Genomic DNA, 24,783 nt, shown 5'->3' with positions numbered 1-24,783 from the left:
TACATTCACCTCTATTACGTACGTAATATTATATATTGTAAATATACTAGAATTTAGATAAATCTTCAATAATAAACTGCAGTTTGTGAAAAAATGAAAAATTTCGAAATTGAGGTCTAGGTGCCAGCAATCTCTAACAGAATTAATGAAGTGTATTCTTCTATAAAAGATAGATGAAACGAGGTCAAATTACATGAATCAAATGGTACGTAAGGATGAAACGAATTGTATCCCAAAAACAGTGAATCAAGTAATAAACGAGTATTTGAATGTAATGGAAGGTAGACTCCCAAATCTGCTGGAATCCTTCTATATCTTCGGCTCTGTTTCGATAGGTGCTTTTCAGGAGGGAATGAGTGACATCGATTTTGTTGCGGTGGTGAAACGAAAATTATCTGAAACCGATGTAGCCCAGCTTAAAGACGTTCACGAGAGTATGAAACGAACGTTTCCAAAGACGGGTTTAGATGGGATGTATGTTTTGCGGGAGGATTTAGAGGGTATTAATGAGGGTGGTCCATCTTGTCCTTATTTCAATGAAGGGACGTTACAGGGGTATCGAACGTTTGACCGAAACTGGATTGATAGCTTTCAACTGAAAACGTACGGCATTGTGATCAAAGGTCTACCTATTGAAACGTATAACCTTTCTATTGATTGGGAGACGCTGAAATCGAACTTGATCCACAACGTGAATACGTATTGGTTGAACTGGAAGAACGGTTGTGAAAAGGTCACATCTCTTTCCTTTATCGGTTCGTTTGTCAGTGGAAGCATGATCGAGTGGGGCGTTTTGGGTGTTACGCGTCTGTATTATTCGCTCCGAGAAGAAGATATCACTTCAAAAATGGGTGCAGGGGAATATGCACTGCACCATGTTCCTGAAAAGTATCACCGGATTCTTCACGAGGCCATGAGATTGCGGCAAGGAAATAAACCTTCGTATTATCGTTCCGTTTTCAAGAGAAGAAGAGATATGCTGGATTATATGGCATATATGATGAGGGAATGTAACGCCTTTCAATAGGAAAAAGACACTGGACTAGAGGTTTTGTACTCATTCTATTTATGGTAAGGTAACCCTTTGTGTTTCTTCTCTTATTTTTTGTACATAATGAGTAAGAGGTAAATTTTAGTCAGAAAGTGTGATGAATGTTGAAGCAAGTGACGAAGGTCTTTTGGATTTCTCTCGTGATTTCAATTATTTTTGTATTGTGGGGTGTCATTTCCCCGAAGATGTTAGAAAGCGTTATGTCGGTTTCAAAAAGCTTTTTCTTAGTGAATTTTGGTTGGTATTATCAATTGATTGCATCGTTTTTTCTTATTTTTGCTATATTTCTGATCTTCAGCCGTTACGGTAAAATTAAATTAGGCAAGGATGAGGACAAGCCGGAGTTCAGCCGACCGACGTGGTTTGCCATGTTGTTCAGTGCCGGGATGGGGATTGGACTTCTTTTCTTTGGTGTTTCTGAACCGATTTCTCATTTCAGCTCTCCTCCTGTAGGAGAAGGTGGAACAGTACAGGCTGCAAGTACGGCATTACGTTATACATACTTACATTGGGGATTCCATGCTTGGGCGATCTACGCGACGATTGCGTTAGTTCTCGCGTATTACAAGTTTAGAAAAGGTCTTCCTGGATTGATGAGTGCAACGCTTTATCCTGTTCTCGGTGAACGTGTGAAAGGCCCGATCGGTCAAGTGATCGATACTATCGCGGTATTCGCGACTATTTTTGGTGTTGCAGCCTCTCTTGGTCTCGGAGCAGCCCAGATCAATGCGGGTGTGAGCTATGTGTTTGGGATTCCGAATAATTTCACGGTTCAGCTGATTATCATTGGAATTGTCACACTGTTGTATCTCATTTCAGCAGGAACCGGTATTCGTAAAGGGATTAAATATTTGAGTAACGCGAACCTCGTGTTGGCTCTCCTCGTTTTCTTTTTGTTTCTCTTTATGGGTCCAACTGTATTTTTGCTTAATCTTATGGTCACGACGTTCGGAGGGTACATTCAGAACCTGCCGAGCTTAGGACTCAGACTCGCTCCTTTTAATAAGACGGATGCGGCATGGGTGCAGGACTGGACGATCTTTTATTGGGCATGGTGGATCGCGTGGGCGCCTTTCGTAGGAACCTTTATAGCCCGTGTTTCAAAAGGTAGAACGGTACGGGAATTCGTGATTGCTGTATTGGTGATTCCGACGATTGTCTGTGTGATTTGGTTTGCTGTATTCGGTGGAACGGGCATCTATATGGAAATCTTCCAGAACGTGAAGGTGTCTGAGCAATCGTTGGAAACGGCATTATTCTTCGTCTATCAACAGCTTCCGCTCGCGATGGTGCTAATCGTTCTGACGTTGTTCTTAATCTCGACGTTCTTTATCACTTCTGCGGACTCAGCGACGTTCGTGTTGGGCATGCAGACGACAAACGGCAGCTTGAATCCGCCGAACTCTGTTAAAATCATTTGGGGACTCGTCCTTTCAGCGTCAGCGATTGTGCTGATGCTGTCAGGTGGATTGAACGCGATGCAGACGGCGATTATCGTCAGTGCGTTCCCGCTATCGTTCGTTCTTCTGCTCATGGTGTATTCGCTTCTGAAGTCGTTTAGAGAAGAAGTGAAAAGTAAAAAGAAGAAACACGTTCAGCAGCAAAAAGTATAGAGCTGTAAACCATGGCTAGTTTCTAAAAAGAAACTAGCTTTTTTTGTTCTTCTTTTGTAAACAAAAATGATCGCTATATCCAAACAGTCTTTACATGAATGAAACATCTCCTCCAAACTCGGTTGTTACCCTATCATGGAAACACATGATTACATATGGAGGGGTTTGGCATGAATTCAAAACAAGTAAACCGACGCGATTTTATTAAAATTGGTGGAGCGAGTACCCTTGCGTTAACGTTAGGTTCTTTAGGTAATCCGGCAACACTTCTGCCTACAACCGTTCATGCGGACGACGAGGAAGAAAAGGTTCTTCGTTTCCATCCAGACGGAACATTTAAAGTCGTACAGTTTAATGATACACAAGATGATGAACGGATTGACCGACGCACGATTGAGCTTATGGAAAACGTATTGGACGCTGAGAAACCGGACTTTGTTGTATTGAACGGAGATAACATTACGGGTGGATGTGATACCGCCCTTGAGATGAAGCAAGCGATGAACAATATTGCGCAGCCGATGGAAAAGCGCGGCATCAAGTGGGCCGTTACGTTTGGAAACCATGACGAGGATTCAACTGTAAAGAGCGGTATCGATGAGGAGTCGATGCTGAAGTTCTACCGGTCATACAAACATAACGTAAATGGAAAAGGTGCTAAAGACATTACCGGAACGGGCAACATGAACCTCCTGATCTGGGATGATAAGGCGAAAAAAGCGGCATTCAACCTGTGGTTGCTCGACAGTGGACGTTATGCACCGAAAACGATTGCTGGACAAGACTTTGAAGGATATCCGACGTGGGACTGGCTTCGGTTCGACCAAGTGAGCTGGTATAACGAAACGTCAAAGAAAATGGAAAAACGCTTTGGATATAAAGTGCCTTCTCTTATGTTCATTCATATTCCGTTATGGGAGCACCGTTATATGTGGTTTGCGAGTGCAGAGAGGCAAACCGAAGCCGATCATGCCCGTGCTGTAGAAAAGCACCAGATTACAGGAGAAAGAAACGAAGAAGAGTGTCCGGGTCCAATCAACAGCGGGCTGTTTTCCGCCATGCTGCAGCGTGGTGATGTGAAAGGGGTATTTTGTGGTCATGATCATATCAACACCTATGCGGGGAACTATTATGGCATCATGCTTGGATATGGAGGAAGTGCAGGATTTGGAACGTATGGTCTTCCAGGCGCGGATAAGAACAAACTTCGAGGAGCAAGAGTTTTTAACTTGGATCTGCATGCTGAGAATGTCTTGGCTGAAACGCATATGGTGTTTGCGAAGGATTATGGCATCGATCTGACGGCGAACGATCAGAGCATGGAACCGTCACCGTTTGAGGATAAGAAGAAAAAGGTAGAAGCGTAAATGAAAGAAAGAGCTTAAGGATGAAAGGAAATCCTTAAGCTTTTTTGTTATAGGTTTGCTTATGTAGACGAGGGTGAAAATGTTCAACATCGATGTATTTTCTTTCCGTGTTACTTTGTAGGCAAGTTTCATAGCCATACTGCGTATAGTTTAAGGGATGTGAATATTTTTGGGAGGTGATGGTATGACTTTTCCGAGTAATGATCAATTTAAGGCCATCACAGTCGACCGTGTCCCTTATGCAGATGTAGTAAATGATATGGATCCAGCAAGCATCGATATTGTTGGAAATGCTAACTTTCCTTCTTTTTATTTTGCGTATGATGAGATCAACGTCTATTTCAGAATGAGAGTACGATCGGATCCCCGTAACTTTACGAATACGTCATTTCTTACCTTTAACTGGGGTGCTTTATTCAATACGACAGGAGTGGCAGGTACGTATGACTGGCTGCTTGCAGTTAATGGGTTGAACAACCGAGTGAACTTGATTAAGAACGTTATTAAAGAGGTTAACTCCTGGAACGACCCGGCTGAGGGGACAGATGGGAGAGGAGAGCCTAGCTATTCACGTCAAATCATCAATTTCGATGTGGCAAGAGTGGTTCAAGCAGATTCCAGCCTTGGAAGGACTCAGAACTTCTTCATTGATTTCCTTGTTCCAGCTTCGATTTTTTTCTCTACACTCGGCATTACGCCGTTAAGTCGTGTTCGTTTGATTGCATTTACATCTGCAGACGAAAACACGTATAACAGAGATTCTCTTCGTATTTCTGAGGATTATCAGTTTCAAAATGCGTTCTCAAATTCAGTAACGATCGATTCTGGGAATGTGAAAGCTAAGCTTCAGGTAACGAAAGCGTTAACTTCTGGACCAACATCCCCAATTGTTGGTCAAAACTATGAATGGACAGGGAAGATCAATGTTCGGAATATCGGCAAAAGCAAAGCAACGATTGTAAATGTGACGGATGCTGTATTGATTGATGTGGTATCAATGGTCGAGGCTGTGAGGGTATCACAAGGAACAACTGCCTATAATCCAGCAACGAAAACCTTAAGCTGGACAATCGGAAACATTGAAGCAGGTGGCGAGGCTTCATTGAATTTTCTTCAGAATGGTGTTTTTTTAACACCTGGATCACGTGTGTTAAATATAGCTACTGCTATTGGATTTGATAATTTTACAGGAGCAGAATTGCCGGCAGTGAGCAAGGAGCTTTCTGTTAATGTTCAGGCTACAGGCGGAGCTGCCGGAAATGTACTGGATAGCATAAACGGTCAGCCTGTTAATAGAGCAACTGTACGTCTTCTTTCCGGTGCTACGGAAATCGCTGTAACGCAGACAGACGAGTTCGGTGATTATAATTTTTCAAACATACCATCCGGTTCGTATAACTTAGAAATTTCTAAGGACAACTATAACACCTCGAATAGCCCCATAGTGGTTACTCCAGAAACCATTACTATCGTAAACGCATTCCTTGTACCGATACCAGGAAATGTTGAAGGAACTGTTGTATCGAGTACAGGTCCTGTGCTCGACGGTGCAACTGTCTTTTTATCTGATAATCTGGGTAACGTGGTAGCACAGACAACAACTTCCTTAACAGGACAGTATTCTTTTAGTTCTGTTAACCCTGGTCATTATATTTTTACGGCAACAGCAGACGGTTTTCAATCCGAGGTTATTGGAGAGAATGTGTTATCGAATCAGACATCTATCGTGAATTTTATTCTCTTACCAAATCCGGGCATGGTGGAAGGGACCATTACAGGCAGCGGAGGTCCAATAGAGGGCGCTCTTGTCGAGGCTCTAAGTCCTACGGGGATCGTCATTACTTCAGAGATAACGAATGGAGCAGGACAGTATTTCATCGGCCGGCTTGCACCGGGTGCATATCGAATTCGGGTTAGCGCTCCAGCTTTTCAGACGACCATATTAGGTGTTACCGTCGTTGCAGGCGAGACAGAGGTCGTGAATGTAGATCTTCTTCCAAATCCGGGTGCCCTAACTGGGACTGTTACAGATGAGGAAACCGGTGCTCCATTACCTGATACAAGTATTAAGATTGTGAACAGCTTCGGTTTAACAAGTGCAACGGTGACAACGAACATGAACGGAAAATATCTCGTGAATTCTCTCGCTCCCGGAAACTACGTTGTCACGTTTTCAGCAGAAGGACATGGGACTAAGACGGTAAGTGCTTTTGTTCAAACAGACTTAGTTACTACCCTTGATCTGGCACTTAGAAGATTAGTAGGTGTGCTTACTGGAATAGTAACTTCAGAAGGAGTACCTATTGCAGGAGCTTCAGTTGATGTTGTATTAAACAACTCTGTCATCGCAAAAACCGTTACAGATGAAAACGGTACTTACACGATAAATGGTCTTTCACCTGACCGCTACACCGTAATTTTCTCTGCAGAAGGTTTTTCTCCTACAACACTCGGTGCCATTATACAAGATAATCAGACATTTACACTTCTTGCAGAGCTGCAGTCCATTTTTGGATCATTAACAGGAAACGTTTCGAACGAAGACGGAGATAACCTTCCAGGAGCGGTTATTCTTGTAAAGAATTCAGACTCAGATGTTCTAATCTCTAGAACCGTTACAGATACAAATGGCAATTATTCCATCAACAAGCTTCAGCCAGGCAGTTATGTTGTAACTGCTGCTGCCGCAACCTATCAAACTGTTTTAAAAGGAGCGATCATTACAGCAAGTGTTCCATTTTTATTAGATTTTGTTCTGGCCGCTAATCCATCTACGCTCACTGGAACGGTCATTAATGAGGAGACAGGAGAACCGATATCAGGAGCTTCCATCCAAGTGCAGCTGATGGATACGAACGGGGTGATCATTACCACAACGTTTTCTGACCAGAACGGAGAATTTATTATTGAAGATCTGGTTGCGAGCTCCTATTCCGTTATTGTAAATGCTGAAGGTTTCACAACGGCATCTTCTACGGTTAGGTTACTACCTGGCAGCGTGTCTTCCATCAATATTGCGATGGCACCTTTGCCAGGGTATATCACGGGTACATTACGGGATGGGATTTCTGAATTGCCAATTGCAGGGGCTACAATAAAAGTCAGTAATACTTCAGGAGCAGTTGTTGATACGATGCTGACGAGTACAAATGGAGAATTTCTTTCTGTTGGTCTGTCAGACGGAATCTACACGCTTACTGCGATTGCGGAAGGGTATCAGACAAAGCTTATCGGTGCAATTGTTTCATCTGGAATCACCATGAATGTAGATATTGAACTTTCCCCTAACCCTGGGTCGATAATCGGTACCGTTTTCCCGGTGGCAGATGAGGTCACTGTTCAAATCTATACGATAGACAATCAGTTTGTGAATTCGACAGCGGCAACTCCGTCTGGCGAGTATCAATTTCAAAATCTTGCACCCGGTAATTATATTATAAAAGCTGTTGCGTTAAACTATTCGATCGGCTGTACGGGTGCCATTGTTATTTCCGGGCAAACAACGACCATTCCATTAACGCTTGTTCCTAATCCTGGTTCTGTAAGCGGTACGGTATTTTCTGATCTTGGAACACCGTTACCAAATGTAACGCTCTCCATTTTAGATTTAAACGAGACGCCTATCTCTTTTGGAAATACTGATAGAAATGGTGTCTATATGGTTAGTAATATTCCAGTAGGATCTTATGTAATCATCATTAAAGCCCCAGAATATACGACAACAACGGGTTCGTTTTCCATTGGACCAGGTCAGGAAATAACAAATTTAGATTTTGTATTAGAGAGAATTAAAGGGTCTATTTCAGGCAGTATTACGGACTTTAATACGGGGGATTCAATTACAGGAGCTACGATTCTTCTCCGTAACAGTACAGACATTTTATTGAAGAATACGACGACGGACCAGTTTGGGAATTTCTTATTGAAGAATTTAGCCCCTGGCTCGTATTCGGTCACTGCATCTGCACCTACTTATTCAACTGAGATTTCTGGAGTCATTGTTAAGAGTGGTGAGACAGCAGGGCTGGATATTAAATTGCGTAGTTTGGTAGGCAGTCTATCTGGTCAGGTTACGGATGAAAATGGAATTCCCCTTAATGGTGACAATATTCAAATAAAACTGCTCGGAGCAAATGGTGAACTTCTGCAGGCATTACTTGCACAGCCAGACGGGTCATTTCAAATTCCTAATCTATCTGTTGGTACGTATTTTGTGAGTGCTTCATTTAAAGGGTATTCTCCTAATCTCGTATCAACCATCATATTGGGAGGTGAAGTAAGTACCGTTTCAATCCCTTTATCACAAATCCTAGCCACATTGACGGGCAGGGTCTTTGATTCCGAGAGTGGGGAACCGATTACGGGTACAGCGGTTTCAATTACACTGTTGAAACAGTCGGGGTTGTTTGTAGCTAAACAATTCCCAAATACAGCTGGAATCTTCTCTTTCACCTCGATTTCACCGGGAATCTATCTGTTGAACACGAATGCGGAGGGATATGGAAACAAGTCTATGACCGTTACATTGCCTGAAGCAGGGCTTGATCTGGAGATTCCGTTAACAAAGAATCCAGGGGCGCTTACAGGATACGTAACGAATGAGTTGTCTGGTGAGCCATTGTCAAATGCGATTGTCTCTATCACTACAAGAGGCAAAATATTAGATATTAAAGCTGTAACAGATAGAAGCGGGCAGTTTACGGTTTCAAATCTGTCACCTGCTTCGTACAGAGCGGTAGTCAGTGCGGATGGATTTTCGAGTCAAAGTGCTACTTTTGTAATCTTATCTGATCAAACCACGTCATTGAGTTTTATCTTAACGCCTGAACCTGGATTCCTTATCGGTACGGTAACGGATTCTATAACGGGAAACCCTATACCGCAAGTAAACATTCAAGTTCGTTATTTAACACCCGCTGGTCCGGTCTATGCGAGTACATTAACAGATGATCAAGGAAACTACTTGACACAAGGTCTTTTTTCAGGCACATACACAGTCATTGCATTTGCTGAAAAAGGCTACGGGTCATCAAGTGCATCCGTACTCGTACCTGCAAACGATACGAAGCGTGTAGACTTTATGCTTGAACCTTTACCTTCAGTCATTGAAGGGACGATAAGAGAAAAAGCTACCAGTAACCCTGTTCCAAACGTATTTGTCAGACTGCTTGATATTTTTGGAAGTTCCATCCAAATAGTGAACTCAGATATGAACGGATTTTATCGGTTTGAAGGCTTTACTGCCGGACAGTATCTCGTATCGGCCATTTTTCCGGATTTCCAGCGGGTTCAAGTTTCTGTCAATCCATTACCAGGGGAAACGGTAATTGCCGATATCTTCTTTCTCCCTGAGCCGGGTAGAATTAGTGGCGTAATCTTAGATGCACAAACCGGTTCACCTCTGGTAGGTGCACAGGTGGAAGTGTTTGCACCCGAATCAACGGTCCCTGTAGCACGAAGAACAGCAGGGGCGAGCGGGAACTTTTTAATCGAAGGGGTTGTACCAGGATCGTTTACCATTAACGCATATACGCTGAACTATTCAATTGTATCGCAAGGAATCATCGTCCGGTCGAACCTTACCACCGATCTTGTATTCCGTCTAATTCCAAATCCATCGTCTGTATCTGGAACCGTTGTTAATCAGATCGGAATACCCCTATCAAATGTTAGTGTTAGGGTCATCGGTCAAAATGATATCGAGCTTGGGAATGGGATTACAGACATCGACGGAAATTTTGCAATCGGTAACTTAACAAGTGGCAATTTTACGATTATTGCAGGTAAGGATGGATATGCAGATTTCACAACGGGAATATCAGTTTTGCCAGGTCAAACTTATACAGATCTGAATATCGTGCTACGTCCAGTCGGAGGCACTTTTACTGGAAGAGTTGTCAGCGAGGATACAGGTGAAGGGCTGGCTGGAGTTCTTATTTCAATCCTTACACCTGAAAGAATACCTATTATCTCGACAAATACAGATCCAAACGGTAATTTTACTTCCATCCTGCTCTCTCCTGGAACGTATAATGTGATTGCCAGTTCACCAGATTATGTACAGAAGCAAACAGGGGTGACCATTTTACCAGGTGAAACAACCGCTATTACTTTTATTCTTAAAAGTCTTGGTGGAACAATCTTTGGTAAAGTCGTAGACAATAATGGAGATCCAATAACGGATACGACGATTTCCATTCGATTATTGAATAATAACGGGGTGTTGCTTCAATCATTGCTTGCTTTACAGGATGGTACGTTTGAATTTCCGCAGCTCTCTGCAGCATCTTATCAAGTGAATGTTGCAGCTGAAGGATATCAGACTTCGACTGTTGGGGCTATTGTTACGAACGGGGAGATAACAGAATTAACCGTTCCTCTTACCGTAAACGCGGGTACGATTGTAGGGGTTATACAGGATAAAGCTACAGGACTGCCGATCAGCGGGAGTTTTATTGAAATAACAGATGTTAGTGGAAACCTAGTTGCCACGGTAACAAGTGATCAGAATGGAGCATTCACGTTACAAGACATTCAGGTGGGTTCGTTGAATGTGCGGGCTACAGCTTCCAGATTCGGAGCTCTAACAATCGGTGTCATCGTGAAAGCAGGTGAAACATCAAATGTTCAGCTCTTTTTAACACGGTTAACCGGGGGAGTGAAAGGATTCGTTATTGATTCTGAAGGAAATCCAATTCCTAGTAGTTCTATTAAGATAAAAGATGAGACAAATACAGTTGTTTTTAATTTCCTTAGTGATGATGATGGCTCTTTTCAAATAGGAAATTTAATTCCAGGCAATTATATGGTTCTTGCAAATGCAGAAGGATTCAGCAGTGAGGCGTTATCTGTTGGTATCTTAGCCAATCAAGTAACAGAACTGATCATTGTCCTTTTACTTGAAACGGGTTTTGTTCAAGGAAACGTGACAAATCTGCAAACGGGTGAACCACTAATAGGAGCTTCAGTTCAATTACGTGGAATAAGTCCTTTTGGCCCCGTGATCTCTTCTGAATTAACCGATAGTAAAGGAAACTATTCATTTGGTTTCGTTTCAGCAGGATCCTTTACGATAACGGTGACAAAAGAGAATTTTGGAAATGAGAGCGGGTCTTTCCTCGTAGAAAAAGGTGTAACCAATATACAAAATTATGCGCTTAAACCAAATCCATCAAGTGTTAAAGGGGTGGTGACCTCAGGGGGAACCCCGCTTGTGAATACCCTTGTTCGATTAGTAGATGAGAAATGTACATTTGTATTGGAAGTACAAACAGATAAAGATGGACGATATCAGCTTCAGAATTTTACGAACGGTACCTACACATTGGTTACCGTCAATCCAGACTATCAATCGGAAAAAATAGGCTTTTCTGTAGGACCTGGACAATCAAGCGACATTCTTATCGAGGTAACAGCTTTGCCTGGTGTGCTAATAGGCACGATTACTGATCAGCAAACAACCACTGCGATTCAAGGAGCTGTTGTTCAAGTCTTTTTTAGTGATAGTGTTCAGCCACTTACCAATGCTGTAACCGATGATGAAGGGAATTATATTATCCGTGGTTTAGCACCAGGAGCTTACAACGTCACTATGGCGGCAACGAATTATCGTTCGTTTAAAACGGGTATCAACATTGTAGCGAATGAAACAACGAGTTCAAACGGGAGTTTATTACCAAATCCTGGTGTTATTACGGGTGCTATTAAAGGTGTGGCTGGTTCTATTGCTGGGGCAAGTATTCGGGTAGTTGATGTGAATGGAGCAATAGAAGGATTTGGGGTAACGGATGCTGGCGGAACATTTGCGATCGGTAACCTTTCAGAGGGAACTTTCCCTATTATCGTAACAGCACCTGGGCATGCAAGTAAAACTCAGGGTATAACAGTCAAAGGAGGGGAACAGGAGAATATTGAGTTCAGTTTATTGCCGCAACCAGGTAAAATTACAGGATCGATCATCAATGAGGAGAAAGATAAGCTTTCAGGAACTGTAGTGAATGCATTTTCGAAAGGCATCCTTATCACTTCAGCAGTTGCAGATAAAGATGGCGTCTATACTATTAATAATCTAGAACCAGAGACCTATCAAGTCAATGTCAACCAGCCTGGATATGCGGTTTCATCGATTGGTGCTGTTGTGAGAAATGACATTGCAAAAGCTGATTTGGTTCTTGCTCCCCTTTTTGGGAGTATAAAAGGGACAGTGGTAGATCAAAACGGAAATCCAGTTACAGACCGGACAATTCACATTAACTTGTACGATCAGAGCGTTATCTTAGTAGGGTCTGTACTTGCTCAATCCGATGGATCTTATGTTATGCCTCAAGTGAAACAAGGGAACTATTTTATTAATGTAAACACAAAAGGATACACGCCAAACACACTTGCGGTTTTTGTAGATCCTGAAGTTGAATCCGTCCTTAATCTCCCAATAGAAACTGGAGGAGGAGAGCTAACAGGAACAGTGATTAATAGTGATTCAGGTGAGCCCTTGTCAGGTGTGTTAATAAATATTATGAACGAAACAGGAATGCCAATCGTCTCGGTTATTTCCGATCAGAATGGACTGTTTACCGCTCAGAGTCTACCAGCTGGAATGATTGTTTATTCAGGATTGGCAACAGGATTCAGCAACGAATCCCGTGGTGCCATCATAGAGAGTAACGGTATCACTGAAACGGTGTTAAGTCTTTCGCAAATTACAGGAGATGTCTCAGGTTCCATTATAGATAGCAATGGTGTCCCATTAGGTGGAGCTTCTATTCAGTTGCTCGACTATAAACGTTCGGTAGTAACATCTGTGCTATCCCAATCCGATGGAACGTACGCAATATCAGATCTTTTACCAGGAATCTATACAGTCCTGATAAATTATCAAGATCTTGAACAAAAAACGGTGAGTGCTTTTGTTGAAGCTAATGAGCTGACAATCTCCAATGTTCAACTTGGATTCCTACCCGGTAGTATAGAGGGGATAGTGACGAATTCAAGTACAGGTGCTGTTCTATCCAGTACGAACGTTGAACTAAGGCTGATTAGTTCGTCTGGGCCTGTAGTAGCTTCTACGCTGACAGATTCACAAGGAAGATACTTTATTCAAGACATTCCTAGTGGAGACTATTCAATCGTTGCCACTAACAGAAGATACGGAAATGATGTAGTTGAGCTGATCTTGGAACCGGATGCAGTCTCGATTGCGAATCTTCAACTGTCACCAACCTTTGCAATTGTGGAAGGAAATGTTGCTGCCAATACATCTGATCCCATTTCGTCTGGGGACCTTCCGCTATTATCAGCATCAGCAAATGAGGAAGTAAATGTCCTTAACGATGCGCCGAATACCATTTCGTCAGGAGACCTTTTTCTATCGTCAGCATCTGTAAATGCAAGAGGAGATGTTCCGAGCGATGAACCGAATGCCATTTCGTCAGAGGATTCCCAACTATTACCAGCATCTCAAAATGCGAGAGAAATAAGTATTAACGAAGCTGGTTCTCCGCCACTTCCAAATACTTTATTACGGTTAGCGAATCAAAACGGCAGCGTCATTTCAGAGGTGCAGACAGACAATAAAGGGAACTTTTTAATCGAAGGAATATCAGTGGGTAATTACAGCATCGTTGCGTTAAACCCTGAATTTAGAAACGGTATTCTTAATTTTACAGCGGTACCGAACATGGTGCCTTTCTTAAACTTCAACTTAACAGCTGTATCTAGCCAGTTCGCTGGTGAAGTAATAGACGCTGAAACAGGACTCCCAATTCCAGGTGCAATCGTAGAAGTGTTTGATCTTTTATACCGTCCAATTACGGTAGGCTTAACGAACACTGAAGGATTTTACGATAATACAGGACTGAATGAAGGAACGTATGTGTTACGTGCGTCGGCCCAAGGATATGGAACAGCTGCCAGAATCTCTACATTACGAGTGAACGATAGGAATATAGAAATTTTCACTCTAGTGCTTAATCCATCCAGCATTGCTGGAACAGTGATTATTGCTGGAAATGGGCCATTAAACAATGCTTCTGTTTCCGTATACGATGAAGATGGGATCATTGTTGGCAGCAGCAGTACAAATCCAGACGGAAGCTACATCATCGGAAATTTAAGTGATGGACGTGTAACGGTTTCTGCAGATGCTGATGGATACAAAGAGGAGTCTACTGAACTCGTTTTAACAAGAGGCGAGAATCGAACAGGTGTAGATTTTGCACTACGTCCAGGTGAAGATGGTGATATCACAGGGCAAGTTACGGACAGTCAAACAAAGAATCCGCTTGCTGATGTACTTATTCAGCTATTTGAACTTGATGGAAATCTGGTCACTGAAGTTAGAACGAATGAAGCAGGTGTGTTCCTGTTATTGGGTGAACGTGCAGGTTCGTATAACTTGCGCGCATCTAAGAAAGGATATGTTGCTGAGACCGTTCCTATTATACTTCGGGAAGGAGATGAATTGCTCGTTCCGATATCGCTTAAGCCGGTTGGACCTCCACCGCCTATTCCAGGTGTGGCGCAGTATTACATCATCGTTGGCAGAAATCCTTTATCGTTAGACAGTGTGTATTCACCAACACCATTCGTGTTAGAGAAAATTGATTCCTTTAAGAACTGTGCCGTCTTTTCTTATGAAGCTATTGTTACAGGAGGAACAACGAGGAGATTCGTCACCTTTGATCTCACGTGTATCGATATGATCAAAATTACAAATTAAATAAGGAAAGTCTAAAAAAGCCTGAAAATGTATCAGGCTTTTTTTCTTTGTAATATCTAAATATTTTGAAAATTTATGCAGAAAAATGTAGATTACCATAAAATTACATGGTAATATATTACTATATAGTACAAGTTAGGGGTTAATTTGTGCTATAAAATTTAAATAGGAGGATATATGGGGTAATTATTAGTTAAATGATTTATCAATAAGTCAGTTTAATTAGGAGGAAATGGATGAAACTACAAATGAAGCACGAGAAAATGAAGGATTATGAGATTAATAGTGATACGATGGCCATTGTACCGTTTATTAATGACAAAGGCATGGTATGTTCAGAAATCTATGAACGAGATGCCGTAATTCTCGTTGAAAAGAAGCCGTTCCGCATTATTAAGGATAACTGCTTATATTATGGCGGTTCCTATGACGGCAAAAAAGAAGCAGCCCGCATCAATATGGGCCATATGTGTTTTGCCCCAATCATGATAGATTCCAAGCTTGACCTCTATTTCTTTCCTATTGAATCACCACGTAATGACACTTGCATCTGGCTTTCACAACCACACATCCGAAGAATAGAAAGAATAGGACCGAAGCGTTCAAGTGTTATTTTTTCTAGCGGCATGGACTTACCCATCGAAAGTACCCGCGCAGCATTAATCGGCAAACTCCATCGTGCAGCACAATACCGAAGCGTTTTAAGCAATCGAACAAAAGAAAGAGACCGAGACAAAGACCGAGATCCCGTACTTACATAGGATGTCGTTTCGTTATACGCCTGATGCGATGTGTATCAGGCGTTTTTGTATGCCGTTAGGTTACTAAAAAAAGGAAAAGTGTTACAATAGGAAATATTCTAACAACGAGTGGGGGAACGGGTATGGATGTGATTAAACAAAATAATAAGGCATGGGATCAGAAAGTAGAAGATGGAGCTTTATATACAAAGTGCGTAAGTGAAGACGTTATTGAAAAGAGTAAAACCGGGGACTGGAACATTACGGTCACAACAGAAAAACTTGTTCCAAGGAATTGGTTTCCATCGTCATTAAAAGGGCTTAAAATCCTCTGTTTAGCCTCTGGTGGCGGGCAACAAGGTCCTGTGCTGGCTGCAGCAGGAGCAGAAGTGACTGTTGTTGATTTATCTGTTAGACAGTTGGAACAAGATGAATTTGTGGCAAAGCGTGATGGTCTACATCTTACGTGTATAAAAGGGGATATGTCTGACTTGCATTTCCTTGAAGATGAACAGTTTGATCTGATCGTTCACCCGGTATCCAATTTATTTGTTGATGATATTAAGCCTGTTTGGAAAGAGGCAGCTAGAGTATTAAAAAATAACGGAGTTCTGCTAGCGGGTTTCACGAACCCTCTTCTGTTTATTTTTGACGATGAAGAAGAGATGAAAGGTAATTTGGAAGTGAAGCATTCAATTCCTTCTTCTTCTATTTCACATTTATCAAATGCGGAAGTTGCAGAATTTCATAAGTCTGATCAAACGATTGAGTTTGCGCATACGCTTGAAGACCAAATTCAAGGTCAAATTGATGCTGGTTTTGTGATCACTGGTTTCTACGAAGATGACTTTGGCGGAAATAGAATGCTAGATAAATACATTAAGACTTTTATTGCGACAAGAGCGACAAAAGTAGCGACGATGAGGTGAAAAAAATGAACAATTCTACCATAATGATTTCCAATAAAAGATTGCATGTCGAGATGTTTGGGACAAAAGATAATCCAGCTGTGCTGTATTTACACGGTGGACCTGGAGAAAGCTGCTATGACTTTACGTATCATCAAGCTGAGCGACTCTCAGAAGATTTTTTTGTCATAGCTATTGATCAAAGAGGGGTGTGCCGGTCTGAGATGATTCGGGAAGCTGAAGACTTTGGATTGATGGACTTAGTTGAGGATTGTGAAGCGTTACGAATCGAACTTGGCATTGAAAGGTGGTCGTTAATCGGGCATTCTTTTGGAGGTTTTTTATCTCTTTTGTATGCGAGTACATATCCCACTTCCATTGAAAAAATGATAGTTGAATGTCCAACTTTTGATTTTGAGTTAACGTCAAGAAATCTGTTGAGAAAGACGGCTCAATTGCTGAAAAAATATGGAAAAGAAGATGCCAGTGCCCTCTGTTTAGAGGCAGCAGCAAGCGGTAGATCGAGTAAAGAAATTACGGAAATGTACGGAAAGTTAAGTGATGAGCTGGGAGAACATCGAATGGAGATTTATCGTTTCAATCACGATCATCCAACCGATTATTATGCTGCATATACGGAAGAACAATGGGAAGAGTTTTATGATCGGTCAGAGGTCCATTACAAACGCTTGATGGATGAAGGAGAAATCTTCACGTCGCTGTTACCGAAGCTGAAAGAAGTTAACCAACCTATGCTGCTTATGCTCGGAAAGCATGATGCTGTTACGTGTGACGTACAGATCGAGGCGTTTCATACCGATGTGCAAAACGGGGAAACCATTCTATTCGAGAACTCTGGACATACTCCGCATTACGAGGAGCCGGAGAAATTTAAAGAAGTGGTCTGTGCTTTTTTGAGTAAGAGAGAAGAGAGTATTAACAAGACGTTTGCGCTCTAGGGTACTCGCTTTCCGCGGGGCGGGCGGTGAGCCCACTTACCTTTTGCTTGTCGGGTCTGAACCAGCCGCTTCCGTTTTTCAGACTGTCCCACTCGTTGCGCAGGACTGCATCCCACGAAGATATTTATTTTCGAGGATTCTCTCACCCTGCCGCTCCAAATACAACTTGTTTTGATTGTAAATTCATCAAACAAACTACAACAAGAAGTAACTCCTTTTGTTTCAGTGCCCTCAAAAATATCCTTTCATTGTATCGTATAGTAAGATATAATCTTAACATACGATATAAAAAGGGTGAGGCACATTGAGCGAGGCTACATTACTAAATCAGTATTGGACTGATATTTATTTCCATCTACATTATCCACATAAAGAAAAAATTTCCCATCAGGTTATTCGTATTTTACAGTTAATCGAAAAAAAAGAGAACGTTGGCGTTAACGATGTGGCAATCTGCATTCAAGTTTCTCATAATACAGCATCTGAACATGTCAAACGAATGCTCGATAAGCAATACTTGAATAAAAGAAGAGACAGTCAGGATGAAAGAAAAGTAGTGCTTGGTTTAACGGATCTTGGAAGAGAGGTATTGCATCAGCATACTAGCTTAGATGAAGAAAAGTTAAAGCACATTCTAAAAAAAATGAACGATGAAGAACTACACTTAATTATAAAGGCATTGAAATTGTTAAGTGAGCGTGCACAAGCATGTACGTAATCATTAAAATTTTTGTGTCTGCTCTAATCATTGCCTTGGTTACTGAAATATCCAGACGGTTTCCTACATATGGAGGGATAGTTGCTGCATTGCCATTAGTTAGTTTATTAAGTATGATCTGGCTTCATATTCAAGGTGAACATACTTCAACCATAAATAAATTTGCTTTAGGTGTTCTATGGGGTTTTCCAGCAACTGCTATTTTATTATTAATCGTTTATACATGTTTGAAAAATTCACTTCATCTTGTAGTATCTATTGGTTTTGGTATAGGAGGATGGTTCATGTTTGTATTTCTTCAAGAATTGACGATAAAGTATGTAAAAAACTCTTTTTTAAATTGATTACTCTGGGGTGAAGGATTTGGAAAGGATTCCAATCTTAAAAAGAAAATATGGTGACCGTTCGGATTGGAAAAGAGTTATAGAAAAGAGTTATGCCCAAACGTTTTTGGATACGAAAGAATTCAAAGGGTATGTCTCATTACTAAACGTGCACCAGGTAACAGAACCGTTGTTTACTCAATACGAGGATAAACGGATCTGTCTTGTAGATGACGGGTATACGTGGCTGCAGCATTTTCCGATGAACCAAAGATTTTCACTGACTTCCATGTTTAATGAAAAGGGTCATGTTGTTCAGTGGTATATTGACATTTGCTATAGAAATGGCGTTGCCAACAACATACCTTGGATGGAAGATTTATTTCTATATATTATCGTTCTCCCAACAGGTGAAGTCATCCAGAAAGATCGTGAAGAACTTGAAGAAGCGCTTGTCACGGGAGTCATTAATCAATCGATATATGAATGTGCGCTGGATGAAGCAGCGAGAATCAATCATCTCATCCAAACAGACAGATTTGATCTGTTTAAGTTATCCAACAAACATAAAGAATGGCTTGTGCTTCATGGCACTTATACATAAAAAGGAGAACGCTTACATGTCCCATATTACATTAGAAAAAGCAACCATGATGGATGCTGATCTTTTAACAGATATAATGAAAAAAACCTTTGATGAGGAGGCTGAAAAGTGGCTGGCAGGCCGAAACGACGTTATTGATTACAACATTCAGCCACCAGGGTATTCATCAGTTGAAGTAACGAAGTATATGATCAACGTATTGAACTATTTTAAAATTTTGTTCGATCAAGAAGTGGTTGGCGGTATTATCGTGACCTTATCAGGGAAATCTTTTGCAAGAATTGACCGTATCTTTGTAGATCCTTCTTATCAAGGAAAAGGAATTGGTTCAACCGTTATTACCTTGGTAGAAAAAGAGTTTCCTCATGTAAGGACATGGGACCTTGAAACATCCAGCAGACAGCTAAACAATCATCATTTTTATGAGAAGATGGGTTATCGAACAACTTTTGAAACAGATGAGGAGTTTTGTTATGTAAAGCGGATCGAAGTTGCATCTGAAGCCGAAAACATCGTACAAAACAAAGACATCTCAGGTGTTCAATACGAGGAATGCAATATGGCAGGTACCGAGTGCTACGGAGTGAATTTGGAAGGCAGTGCTATCAGCAATAGCAATCTAAGCAACAGCCACATTAGCAATTGCAACTTGAGTCATTCCACCTATCAAAATGTGAATCTCCGCCATACCCTTTTTGCGGACCTGAATCTCTCAAACAGCGAAATGGTATTTGTAACATTAGGTGGCGTTCATTTTACAGACACGAATCTTGGAGATGAAAGGCATCCTATTACATTCGAAAGATGTGACTTAAGAGGAAGCCAGTTAAGCCAGTGTGACTTAAGAAACGTGGAAATAAGTGAAAGTGATGTGACAGGCATGAAAATTAACAACATCCCTGTAGAGAAACTTCTTGAAGCGTATGGTCAAGTGAATAAGAAATAATCTTAATTCTGCATCGAGGTGATCACATGAAGTTTGTTTTATTATTTGGACCGCAGGCTGTTGGAAAAATGACCGTTGGACATGAACTTGAAAAGATAACGAATTTAAAGCTTTTTCATAACCATATGACGATTGATCTCGTGAGTCCCTTTTTTGATTATGGAACAAAAGAAGGCAAACGATTGGTCAATCTGTTTCGTTCGGAAATCTTTAAGGAATTTGCGAAAAGTGATTCTTATGGGATGATTTTCACATATGTTTGGGCGTTTAACTATGAAGATGATTGGAATTTTGTCAAAAAAGTCTGTAACGTTTTTGAAGCAGAAGGAGCGGACCTTTATTTTGTTGAACTAGAATCTGATCTAGAGGTGAGGTTAAAACGCAACACCACACCTCACCGATTAGCGCATAAACCAACGAAAAGGGACATCATTTGGTCAGAGCAAGATTTGAAAACTTCGATGGACAAATACCGGTTAAATTCCTATGAAGGTGAGATAAAGAGAGAGAACTACCTTCGAATTAACAACACAGATCTAAGTCCGAATGAAGTCGCCAATGCCATAAAAGAAAAATTCAGATTATAAACGAGAAGAAACAGTGGATCTTGAAAGACCCACTGTTTCTTTTACTCCCAGTTCAAAGGGGGCTTGTTCAATTGAGGTGCATACCCTAGTTCCTTTGCTGCAGCTAATATAAACTCCTTTCTAAAGAAATAGCTCCGATGAAAGACGATTCTTTGATTTTCTACTTCTTGATATTGAATGTCATGAATAAGTGGTCCTTTATCCGATTCAGCTATAATCACAATCACTCTTTTTCCCCATAATAAGCATTCTAGTGCGTGGTGGCCAGGCAAACCAAAGGCAAGAGAACCGTTGCGCATTTCGTCTTTTGTTACTTCCAAAAATCCTAACGATGCTTCATAGTGTGTATGTTCACTGAATAACGATAGCATGCCTTCCAAGTCACCTTGATTGAAAGCTTTTAAATAGGCTGAAATAATCGCTTCTTTTTCTAGCGTTGTTTCTTTAATTTCAGGTAGTGGTGAAGAATGGCTTTTTAGTTTTTCTTTCATCCGGCGCGTTGTGCTGTAAACCGCTCCTGGAGTAGATTTGATGATACTCGCGACTTCATCCGCTTTAAAATGAAAAACTTCCATGAGTAGAAATACAGCCGTCTGTCTCGGGGTGAAAAGATGATAGAGCTTTTCGAGTGCGTCCTCTAAATCATGATGGTCAGTAAAATCTTCATAGGGTTCATCCAATCCTTCTAAAGTACCGAGATTCCGTTTTTCTCTTCGGCAATGGTCAACCCACGTGTTTGTCGCCATCCGGTACAAGTAGGATTTGAGATTAGTAGGGTGCCACCGTGTATACAATCCACCCATTGCTTTAAGCATCGTTTCTTGAAAAAGATCTTCACCATCCCAAGGGGACCCTGTCAGATACCGGCAATACTTCCATAGGTCATCTCCCACATCTTTAATAAGTTCCTCGAATTGATTACGAAGCTCACGTGATTGTTCATAAAGTTCATTTGTTTTAGGCAGCAAAATAAAACCTCCCATATATTTTTCGATCTACTTGTAAGACGAATACGACACTGTTAATTATACGCAGTTTGAAATTTTTTAAAAAAAGATTTAAATATTCCTTTACACGTATATTCCTTATGATGTATATTATAAGCATGAAGACAATATTAAATGCTCTCGCCGAGCCAAACCGGCTACACATTGTTGAACTTTTGCGTGATGGGCCTCTAACAGTGGGGGAGATCACCGACAAACTTGGGTTGAATCAGCCTCAAGTTTCCAAACATCTCCGTGTACTTAGTGAAAACGGGCTCGTCGAAGTGCAGCCGATTGCCAATCGTCGTTATTACAAACTAAGATCCGAACCACTTCAAGAGATGGATCGATGGATTAGTTCCTTCCGTCAAATTTGGGAAGACCGATACGACAGATTGGACGATTATCTGCAGAAACTTCAAAGGAAAGAAAAAAATCCAGATCGTGAGTGATGGCTGTATGCTTCCCCAACGATTAAACGAAGGGAGGACCGTTGAAAGCAGTTCTTATGTTAAACACTAATTTTTAGGAGGAAACAAAATGGCTGAAAGTTATGTAAAGAATTCTGTGACAACAACGGTTGATGGTAACGTAATTATCTTTGAACGCGTCTTTGATGCACCGCGAGAACTCGTTTTCCAGGCACTTTCAAAACCTGAACACTTATCAAACTGGTGGGGACCGAAAAACTGGTCACTCCCCGTATGTAAGATGGATTTCCGTGAAGGGGGTTCTTGGCACTATTGTATGGAATCGGCAGATGGTGAAATGAAGTCTTGGGGAAAAACATTTTACAAAGAAATTGTTGAGCCCGAACACATTATGTTGGAAGACTACTTTTCAGATGAAGAAGGAAATATTAACGAAAACATGCCAGGAACGAAAGTGACCTTAACCCTTACGGAATTGGAAGGTAAGACGAAACTTGTCAACCATGCTACCTTCTCTTCAGAAGAAGCTTTAAAGGCAGTCCTGGATATGGGAATGGTTCAAGGTTTCACAGAAATGTGGGATAAGTTTGATGCATATTTGAATGATATTCATTAAGTGATAAGAAAGGGCGTACAAATCTATTTTTTTAGATTGTACGCCTTTTCTTTTTTAAAACGTTTGTACAAATAATCCATCATTCTCAAGCCACTCTGCTAAAAAAATATGGCTATGCCCTGTTATACCTTGAGAAGCCAATTGGGTGTCTAGCCACTCCTCATCAAGCCCTAAATCGTTTAACTCATCCCATAATACTTTGCCATCACGGATTAAAGTGACGGGTACAAAAACCGAGGAAGCAGGCATGTTGAAGTCTTCTTGGGTCGTTTTTTGATATTTTGTCTTTTTTAGAAGACTGATGGAGCCGTTTGACTCTAAATAACAATAAGCAACCTCTCTGATCGAAAAAGTTTCACTTTGTCGGAGCAAGCTCTGAAGCTGATTCAGGTTCATTCGGTTTTTCTTTAATTCATCACGATCGACCACACCGTTTTTTATAAGAGCAGACGGTTTGCCTTCAAATAACCCGCGAAAAGCAAGAAACTTTTGTCCAAGATATTCAACTAAAAAAAGTAGAATACCCCATAGAACCATAGAGTAGATTACATAGATTACTCCGATTTCATGGTCATATAAGGCGTTCCCTAGTAATTCTCCGAGTACGATAGCGGCGATAAAGGTAAAGGGTGTAATCTGATTAATCATTTTCTTTCCTACAAATTTAATAATGAAAAAAAGAACAAAAAACCCGACAATCAGCTCAAGGGATAGAAATATGAATCTCATATACGAAAACTCCAATCTGATGATCCGAAGAGGAATAGTTTTATTTATTTCCAATTACCGTTCTTTGTAAAACAAGGAAATAAACCCTCAACCACATAAAACCAACAAAATATAGGACAAACATACAAACACATGAAATCAACGAAGCATAAGATAACTAAAATGCTTTATTTTTAGGAGGCTTTCTTATGCCCGTTTTTGATTCTGGATTGATTGAAAACCGGACAACCCCACGGACAACAAATGTAACGATTCGTGTTTCTAACAGTGGCCGAACACCCGCCGTTGTTAGTATACAACTATATAGACTAGATACTGCGACGACTGGATTTAATAACCGAATCTACTATTCGGTTAATCTGTTTAGCTTAAATCCACAAAACCTTTCAAATGATACGTATACGCTTGAAAATGTGTATGCTGATTTTGATGTCTTTGGTGTAAGAGTGGTTACTTCTGGAATTGGAGAAAATAATGTGGCCATTACTTTAACAGGGAAAAATGCTCAAAATGAAGTGATCTTTACTCGGACAGAAGGAGAATTCACAAGAATTGAAGAATTGCTTTTCGCGTATGCTTCTAGTTTTATTGATAATACAGTAAACGTTTATGATATTGGGACGAACACGCTCGTATCCACTCTTTCAGTGGGGGACGCACCTGCTTCCATTGCCATTGGAAAAAGTGGAAGACGGGCATATGTTGCAAATTCAGGAAGTGATTCTGTTTCTGTTATTGACACTTCTACGAATACCTTAATCGGATCTCCCATTCCAGTTGGTGATACCCCAATTAGTATTGCCATTACCCCTGATACAACAAGGGTGTATGTTACGAACCAGTCGGCAGACACCGTTTCTGTCATTAATACCTCAACCAATACTGTTATTGGCCCTCCCATTCCTGTAGGTACCACTCCGTTTGGGATAGCTATTACACCAGACGGATCAAAAGCGTATGTTGCTCTGCAAAGAGATAATGCCGTAGCCGTAATCAGCACGGCAACGAACACGGTTACGGCCACTATACCCGTCGGCGCAAACCCGAATATCGTTGCGATTACTCCGAACGGCAACAAGGCATACGTGACAAATGCAACAGATGAGACTGTATCGGTGATTGATACAACAACTGATTCGGTTATAGGACTACCTATTCCAGTTGGGATAAAACCAACAGGAATTGTCATTATCCCTGATGGAACAAAAGCATATGTAGCTAACCAAGATTCCAATAATCTTACCGTTATTAATGTCTTAAATGATACTGTAATGGTACGTTCCATACCTGTAGGCGAAGTGCCTTTTTTAATTGCTGCGACTCCAGATTCTTCAAAAATATACGTATCTATTGCGAATCAGGCTGTTATTCGAATTATTGATACCGTAAGTAATTCTGTAGTCGGAACGCTAGGATCTGGAACCTTTCCAAGCGGAATTCAAATAACACCTATTCTCTTATTTTAAAGACACAACAATAAAAGACGTA

The 24,783-nt window shown here is 41.0% G+C and carries 17 protein-coding genes; 15 read left to right on the top strand and 2 right to left on the bottom strand.

Features of this window, described 5'->3' with window-relative positions:
• Positions 1–193 precede the first annotated feature (193 nt).
• From KUV80_RS08235 to KUV80_RS08180, 12 genes are all read left to right on the top strand, one after another.
• Positions 194–1,027, top strand: a complete 834-nt coding sequence (locus KUV80_RS08235) for an aminoglycoside adenylyltransferase domain-containing protein (protein WP_222462159.1) — start codon at positions 194–196, stop codon at positions 1,025–1,027.
• A gap of 128 nt (positions 1,028–1,155) precedes the next feature.
• Positions 1,156–2,664, top strand: coding sequence for a glycine betaine uptake BCCT transporter (locus KUV80_RS08230; protein WP_425308491.1), 1,509 nt, complete (start codon positions 1,156–1,158; stop codon positions 2,662–2,664).
• A 170-nt stretch (positions 2,665–2,834) separates the two neighbouring features.
• On the top strand, positions 2,835–4,031 hold the full coding sequence (locus KUV80_RS08225) for a metallophosphoesterase (RefSeq protein ID WP_222462157.1): 1,197 nt from the start codon (positions 2,835–2,837) through the stop codon (positions 4,029–4,031).
• Between the two features lie 184 nt (positions 4,032–4,215).
• Positions 4,216–14,748: a carboxypeptidase regulatory-like domain-containing protein gene (locus KUV80_RS08220; protein WP_222462156.1), complete on the top strand. Its 10,533-nt coding sequence runs from the start codon at positions 4,216–4,218 to the stop codon at positions 14,746–14,748.
• A gap of 236 nt (positions 14,749–14,984) precedes the next feature.
• Positions 14,985–15,509, top strand: a complete 525-nt coding sequence (locus KUV80_RS08215) for a competence protein ComK (RefSeq protein WP_222462155.1) — start codon at positions 14,985–14,987, stop codon at positions 15,507–15,509.
• Positions 15,510–15,631: 122 nt separating this feature from the next.
• A complete protein-coding gene (locus KUV80_RS08210) occupies positions 15,632–16,417 on the top strand; it encodes a class I SAM-dependent methyltransferase (protein WP_222462154.1) in 786 nt (261 codons plus the stop codon).
• A 5-nt stretch (positions 16,418–16,422) separates the two neighbouring features.
• Positions 16,423–17,355 (top strand): alpha/beta fold hydrolase, encoded by a 933-nt coding sequence (locus tag KUV80_RS08205; protein WP_222462153.1) that lies wholly within the window; start codon positions 16,423–16,425, stop codon positions 17,353–17,355.
• Between the two features lie 304 nt (positions 17,356–17,659).
• On the top strand, positions 17,660–18,073 hold the full coding sequence (locus tag KUV80_RS08200; RefSeq protein ID WP_222462152.1) for a MarR family winged helix-turn-helix transcriptional regulator: 414 nt from the start codon (positions 17,660–17,662) through the stop codon (positions 18,071–18,073).
• Positions 18,064–18,417: a DUF3147 family protein gene (locus KUV80_RS08195; RefSeq protein ID WP_222462151.1), complete on the top strand. Its 354-nt coding sequence runs from the start codon at positions 18,064–18,066 to the stop codon at positions 18,415–18,417. The genes KUV80_RS08200 and KUV80_RS08195 overlap by 10 nt, the downstream gene beginning before the upstream one ends.
• A 19-nt stretch (positions 18,418–18,436) precedes the next feature.
• Positions 18,437–19,000, top strand: a complete 564-nt coding sequence (locus KUV80_RS08190; protein WP_246625051.1) for a DUF402 domain-containing protein — start codon at positions 18,437–18,439, stop codon at positions 18,998–19,000.
• 16 nt (positions 19,001–19,016) lie between these two features.
• Positions 19,017–19,946, top strand: a complete 930-nt coding sequence (locus KUV80_RS08185) for a GNAT family N-acetyltransferase (RefSeq protein ID WP_222462150.1) — start codon at positions 19,017–19,019, stop codon at positions 19,944–19,946.
• Between the two features lie 26 nt (positions 19,947–19,972).
• On the top strand, positions 19,973–20,533 hold the full coding sequence (locus KUV80_RS08180; protein WP_222462149.1) for an AAA family ATPase: 561 nt from the start codon (positions 19,973–19,975) through the stop codon (positions 20,531–20,533).
• 41 nt (positions 20,534–20,574) lie between these two features.
• Here the strand turns inward: KUV80_RS08180 and KUV80_RS08175 are convergent, their stop codons facing one another.
• Positions 20,575–21,501, bottom strand: a complete 927-nt coding sequence (locus KUV80_RS08175) for an RNA polymerase sigma factor (RefSeq protein ID WP_246625050.1) — start codon at positions 21,499–21,501, stop codon at positions 20,575–20,577.
• A gap of 137 nt (positions 21,502–21,638) precedes the next feature.
• On the opposite strand from KUV80_RS08175, the gene KUV80_RS08170 reads away from it, so the two are divergent.
• Together KUV80_RS08170 and KUV80_RS08165 are read left to right on the top strand one after the other, a co-directional pair.
• Positions 21,639–21,971, top strand: a complete 333-nt coding sequence (locus KUV80_RS08170; protein WP_222462147.1) for an ArsR/SmtB family transcription factor — start codon at positions 21,639–21,641, stop codon at positions 21,969–21,971.
• Positions 21,972–22,059: 88 nt separating this feature from the next.
• Positions 22,060–22,566 (top strand): SRPBCC domain-containing protein, encoded by a 507-nt coding sequence (locus KUV80_RS08165; RefSeq protein WP_222462146.1) that lies wholly within the window; start codon positions 22,060–22,062, stop codon positions 22,564–22,566.
• 54 nt (positions 22,567–22,620) lie between these two features.
• Here the strand turns inward: KUV80_RS08165 and KUV80_RS08160 are convergent, their stop codons facing one another.
• The gene (locus KUV80_RS08160; protein WP_222462145.1) at positions 22,621–23,295 is read right to left on the bottom strand and encodes a DUF421 domain-containing protein; all 675 of its coding nucleotides are present in this window, start codon (positions 23,293–23,295) and stop codon (positions 22,621–22,623) included.
• Between the two features lie 188 nt (positions 23,296–23,483).
• Here KUV80_RS08160 and KUV80_RS08155 point away from each other — a divergent pair, with 188 nt between their 5' ends.
• Complete coding sequence (locus KUV80_RS08155; protein WP_222462144.1) at positions 23,484–24,761, top strand: beta-propeller fold lactonase family protein; 1,278 nt, start codon at positions 23,484–23,486, stop codon at positions 24,759–24,761.
• Positions 24,762–24,783: the final 22 nt, after the last annotated feature.

It is taken from the genome of Fictibacillus nanhaiensis (assembly GCF_019801215.1).
Classification (GTDB): Bacteria; Bacillota; Bacilli; order Bacillales; family Fictibacillaceae; genus Fictibacillus; species Fictibacillus nanhaiensis_C.
Note: the sequence above shows the minus strand (reverse complement) of the source record. Positions and strands in the feature narration are given on the sequence as shown.

What these genes read in the sequence shown, in the direction of transcription:
- KUV80_RS08235 (WP_222462159.1), top strand. Translation starts at nt 194, where the DNA reads ATGAATCAAATGGTACGTAAGGATGAAACGAATTGTATCCCAAAAACA.
- KUV80_RS08225 (WP_222462157.1), top strand. Translation starts at nt 2,835, where the DNA reads ATGAATTCAAAACAAGTAAACCGACGCGATTTTATTAAAATTGGTGGA.
- KUV80_RS08220 (WP_222462156.1), top strand. Translation starts at nt 4,216, where the DNA reads ATGACTTTTCCGAGTAATGATCAATTTAAGGCCATCACAGTCGACCGT.
- KUV80_RS08215 (WP_222462155.1), top strand. Translation starts at nt 14,985, where the DNA reads ATGAAACTACAAATGAAGCACGAGAAAATGAAGGATTATGAGATTAAT.
- KUV80_RS08210 (WP_222462154.1), top strand. Translation starts at nt 15,632, where the DNA reads ATGGATGTGATTAAACAAAATAATAAGGCATGGGATCAGAAAGTAGAA.
- KUV80_RS08205 (WP_222462153.1), top strand. Translation starts at nt 16,423, where the DNA reads ATGAACAATTCTACCATAATGATTTCCAATAAAAGATTGCATGTCGAG.
- KUV80_RS08195 (WP_222462151.1), top strand. Translation starts at nt 18,064, where the DNA reads ATGTACGTAATCATTAAAATTTTTGTGTCTGCTCTAATCATTGCCTTG.
- KUV80_RS08185 (WP_222462150.1), top strand. Translation starts at nt 19,017, where the DNA reads ATGTCCCATATTACATTAGAAAAAGCAACCATGATGGATGCTGATCTT.
- KUV80_RS08180 (WP_222462149.1), top strand. Translation starts at nt 19,973, where the DNA reads ATGAAGTTTGTTTTATTATTTGGACCGCAGGCTGTTGGAAAAATGACC.
- KUV80_RS08170 (WP_222462147.1), top strand. Translation starts at nt 21,639, where the DNA reads ATGAAGACAATATTAAATGCTCTCGCCGAGCCAAACCGGCTACACATT.
- KUV80_RS08165 (WP_222462146.1), top strand. Translation starts at nt 22,060, where the DNA reads ATGGCTGAAAGTTATGTAAAGAATTCTGTGACAACAACGGTTGATGGT.
- KUV80_RS08160 (WP_222462145.1), bottom strand. Translation starts at nt 23,295, where the DNA reads ATGAGATTCATATTTCTATCCCTTGAGCTGATTGTCGGGTTTTTTGTT.
- KUV80_RS08155 (WP_222462144.1), top strand. Translation starts at nt 23,484, where the DNA reads ATGCCCGTTTTTGATTCTGGATTGATTGAAAACCGGACAACCCCACGG.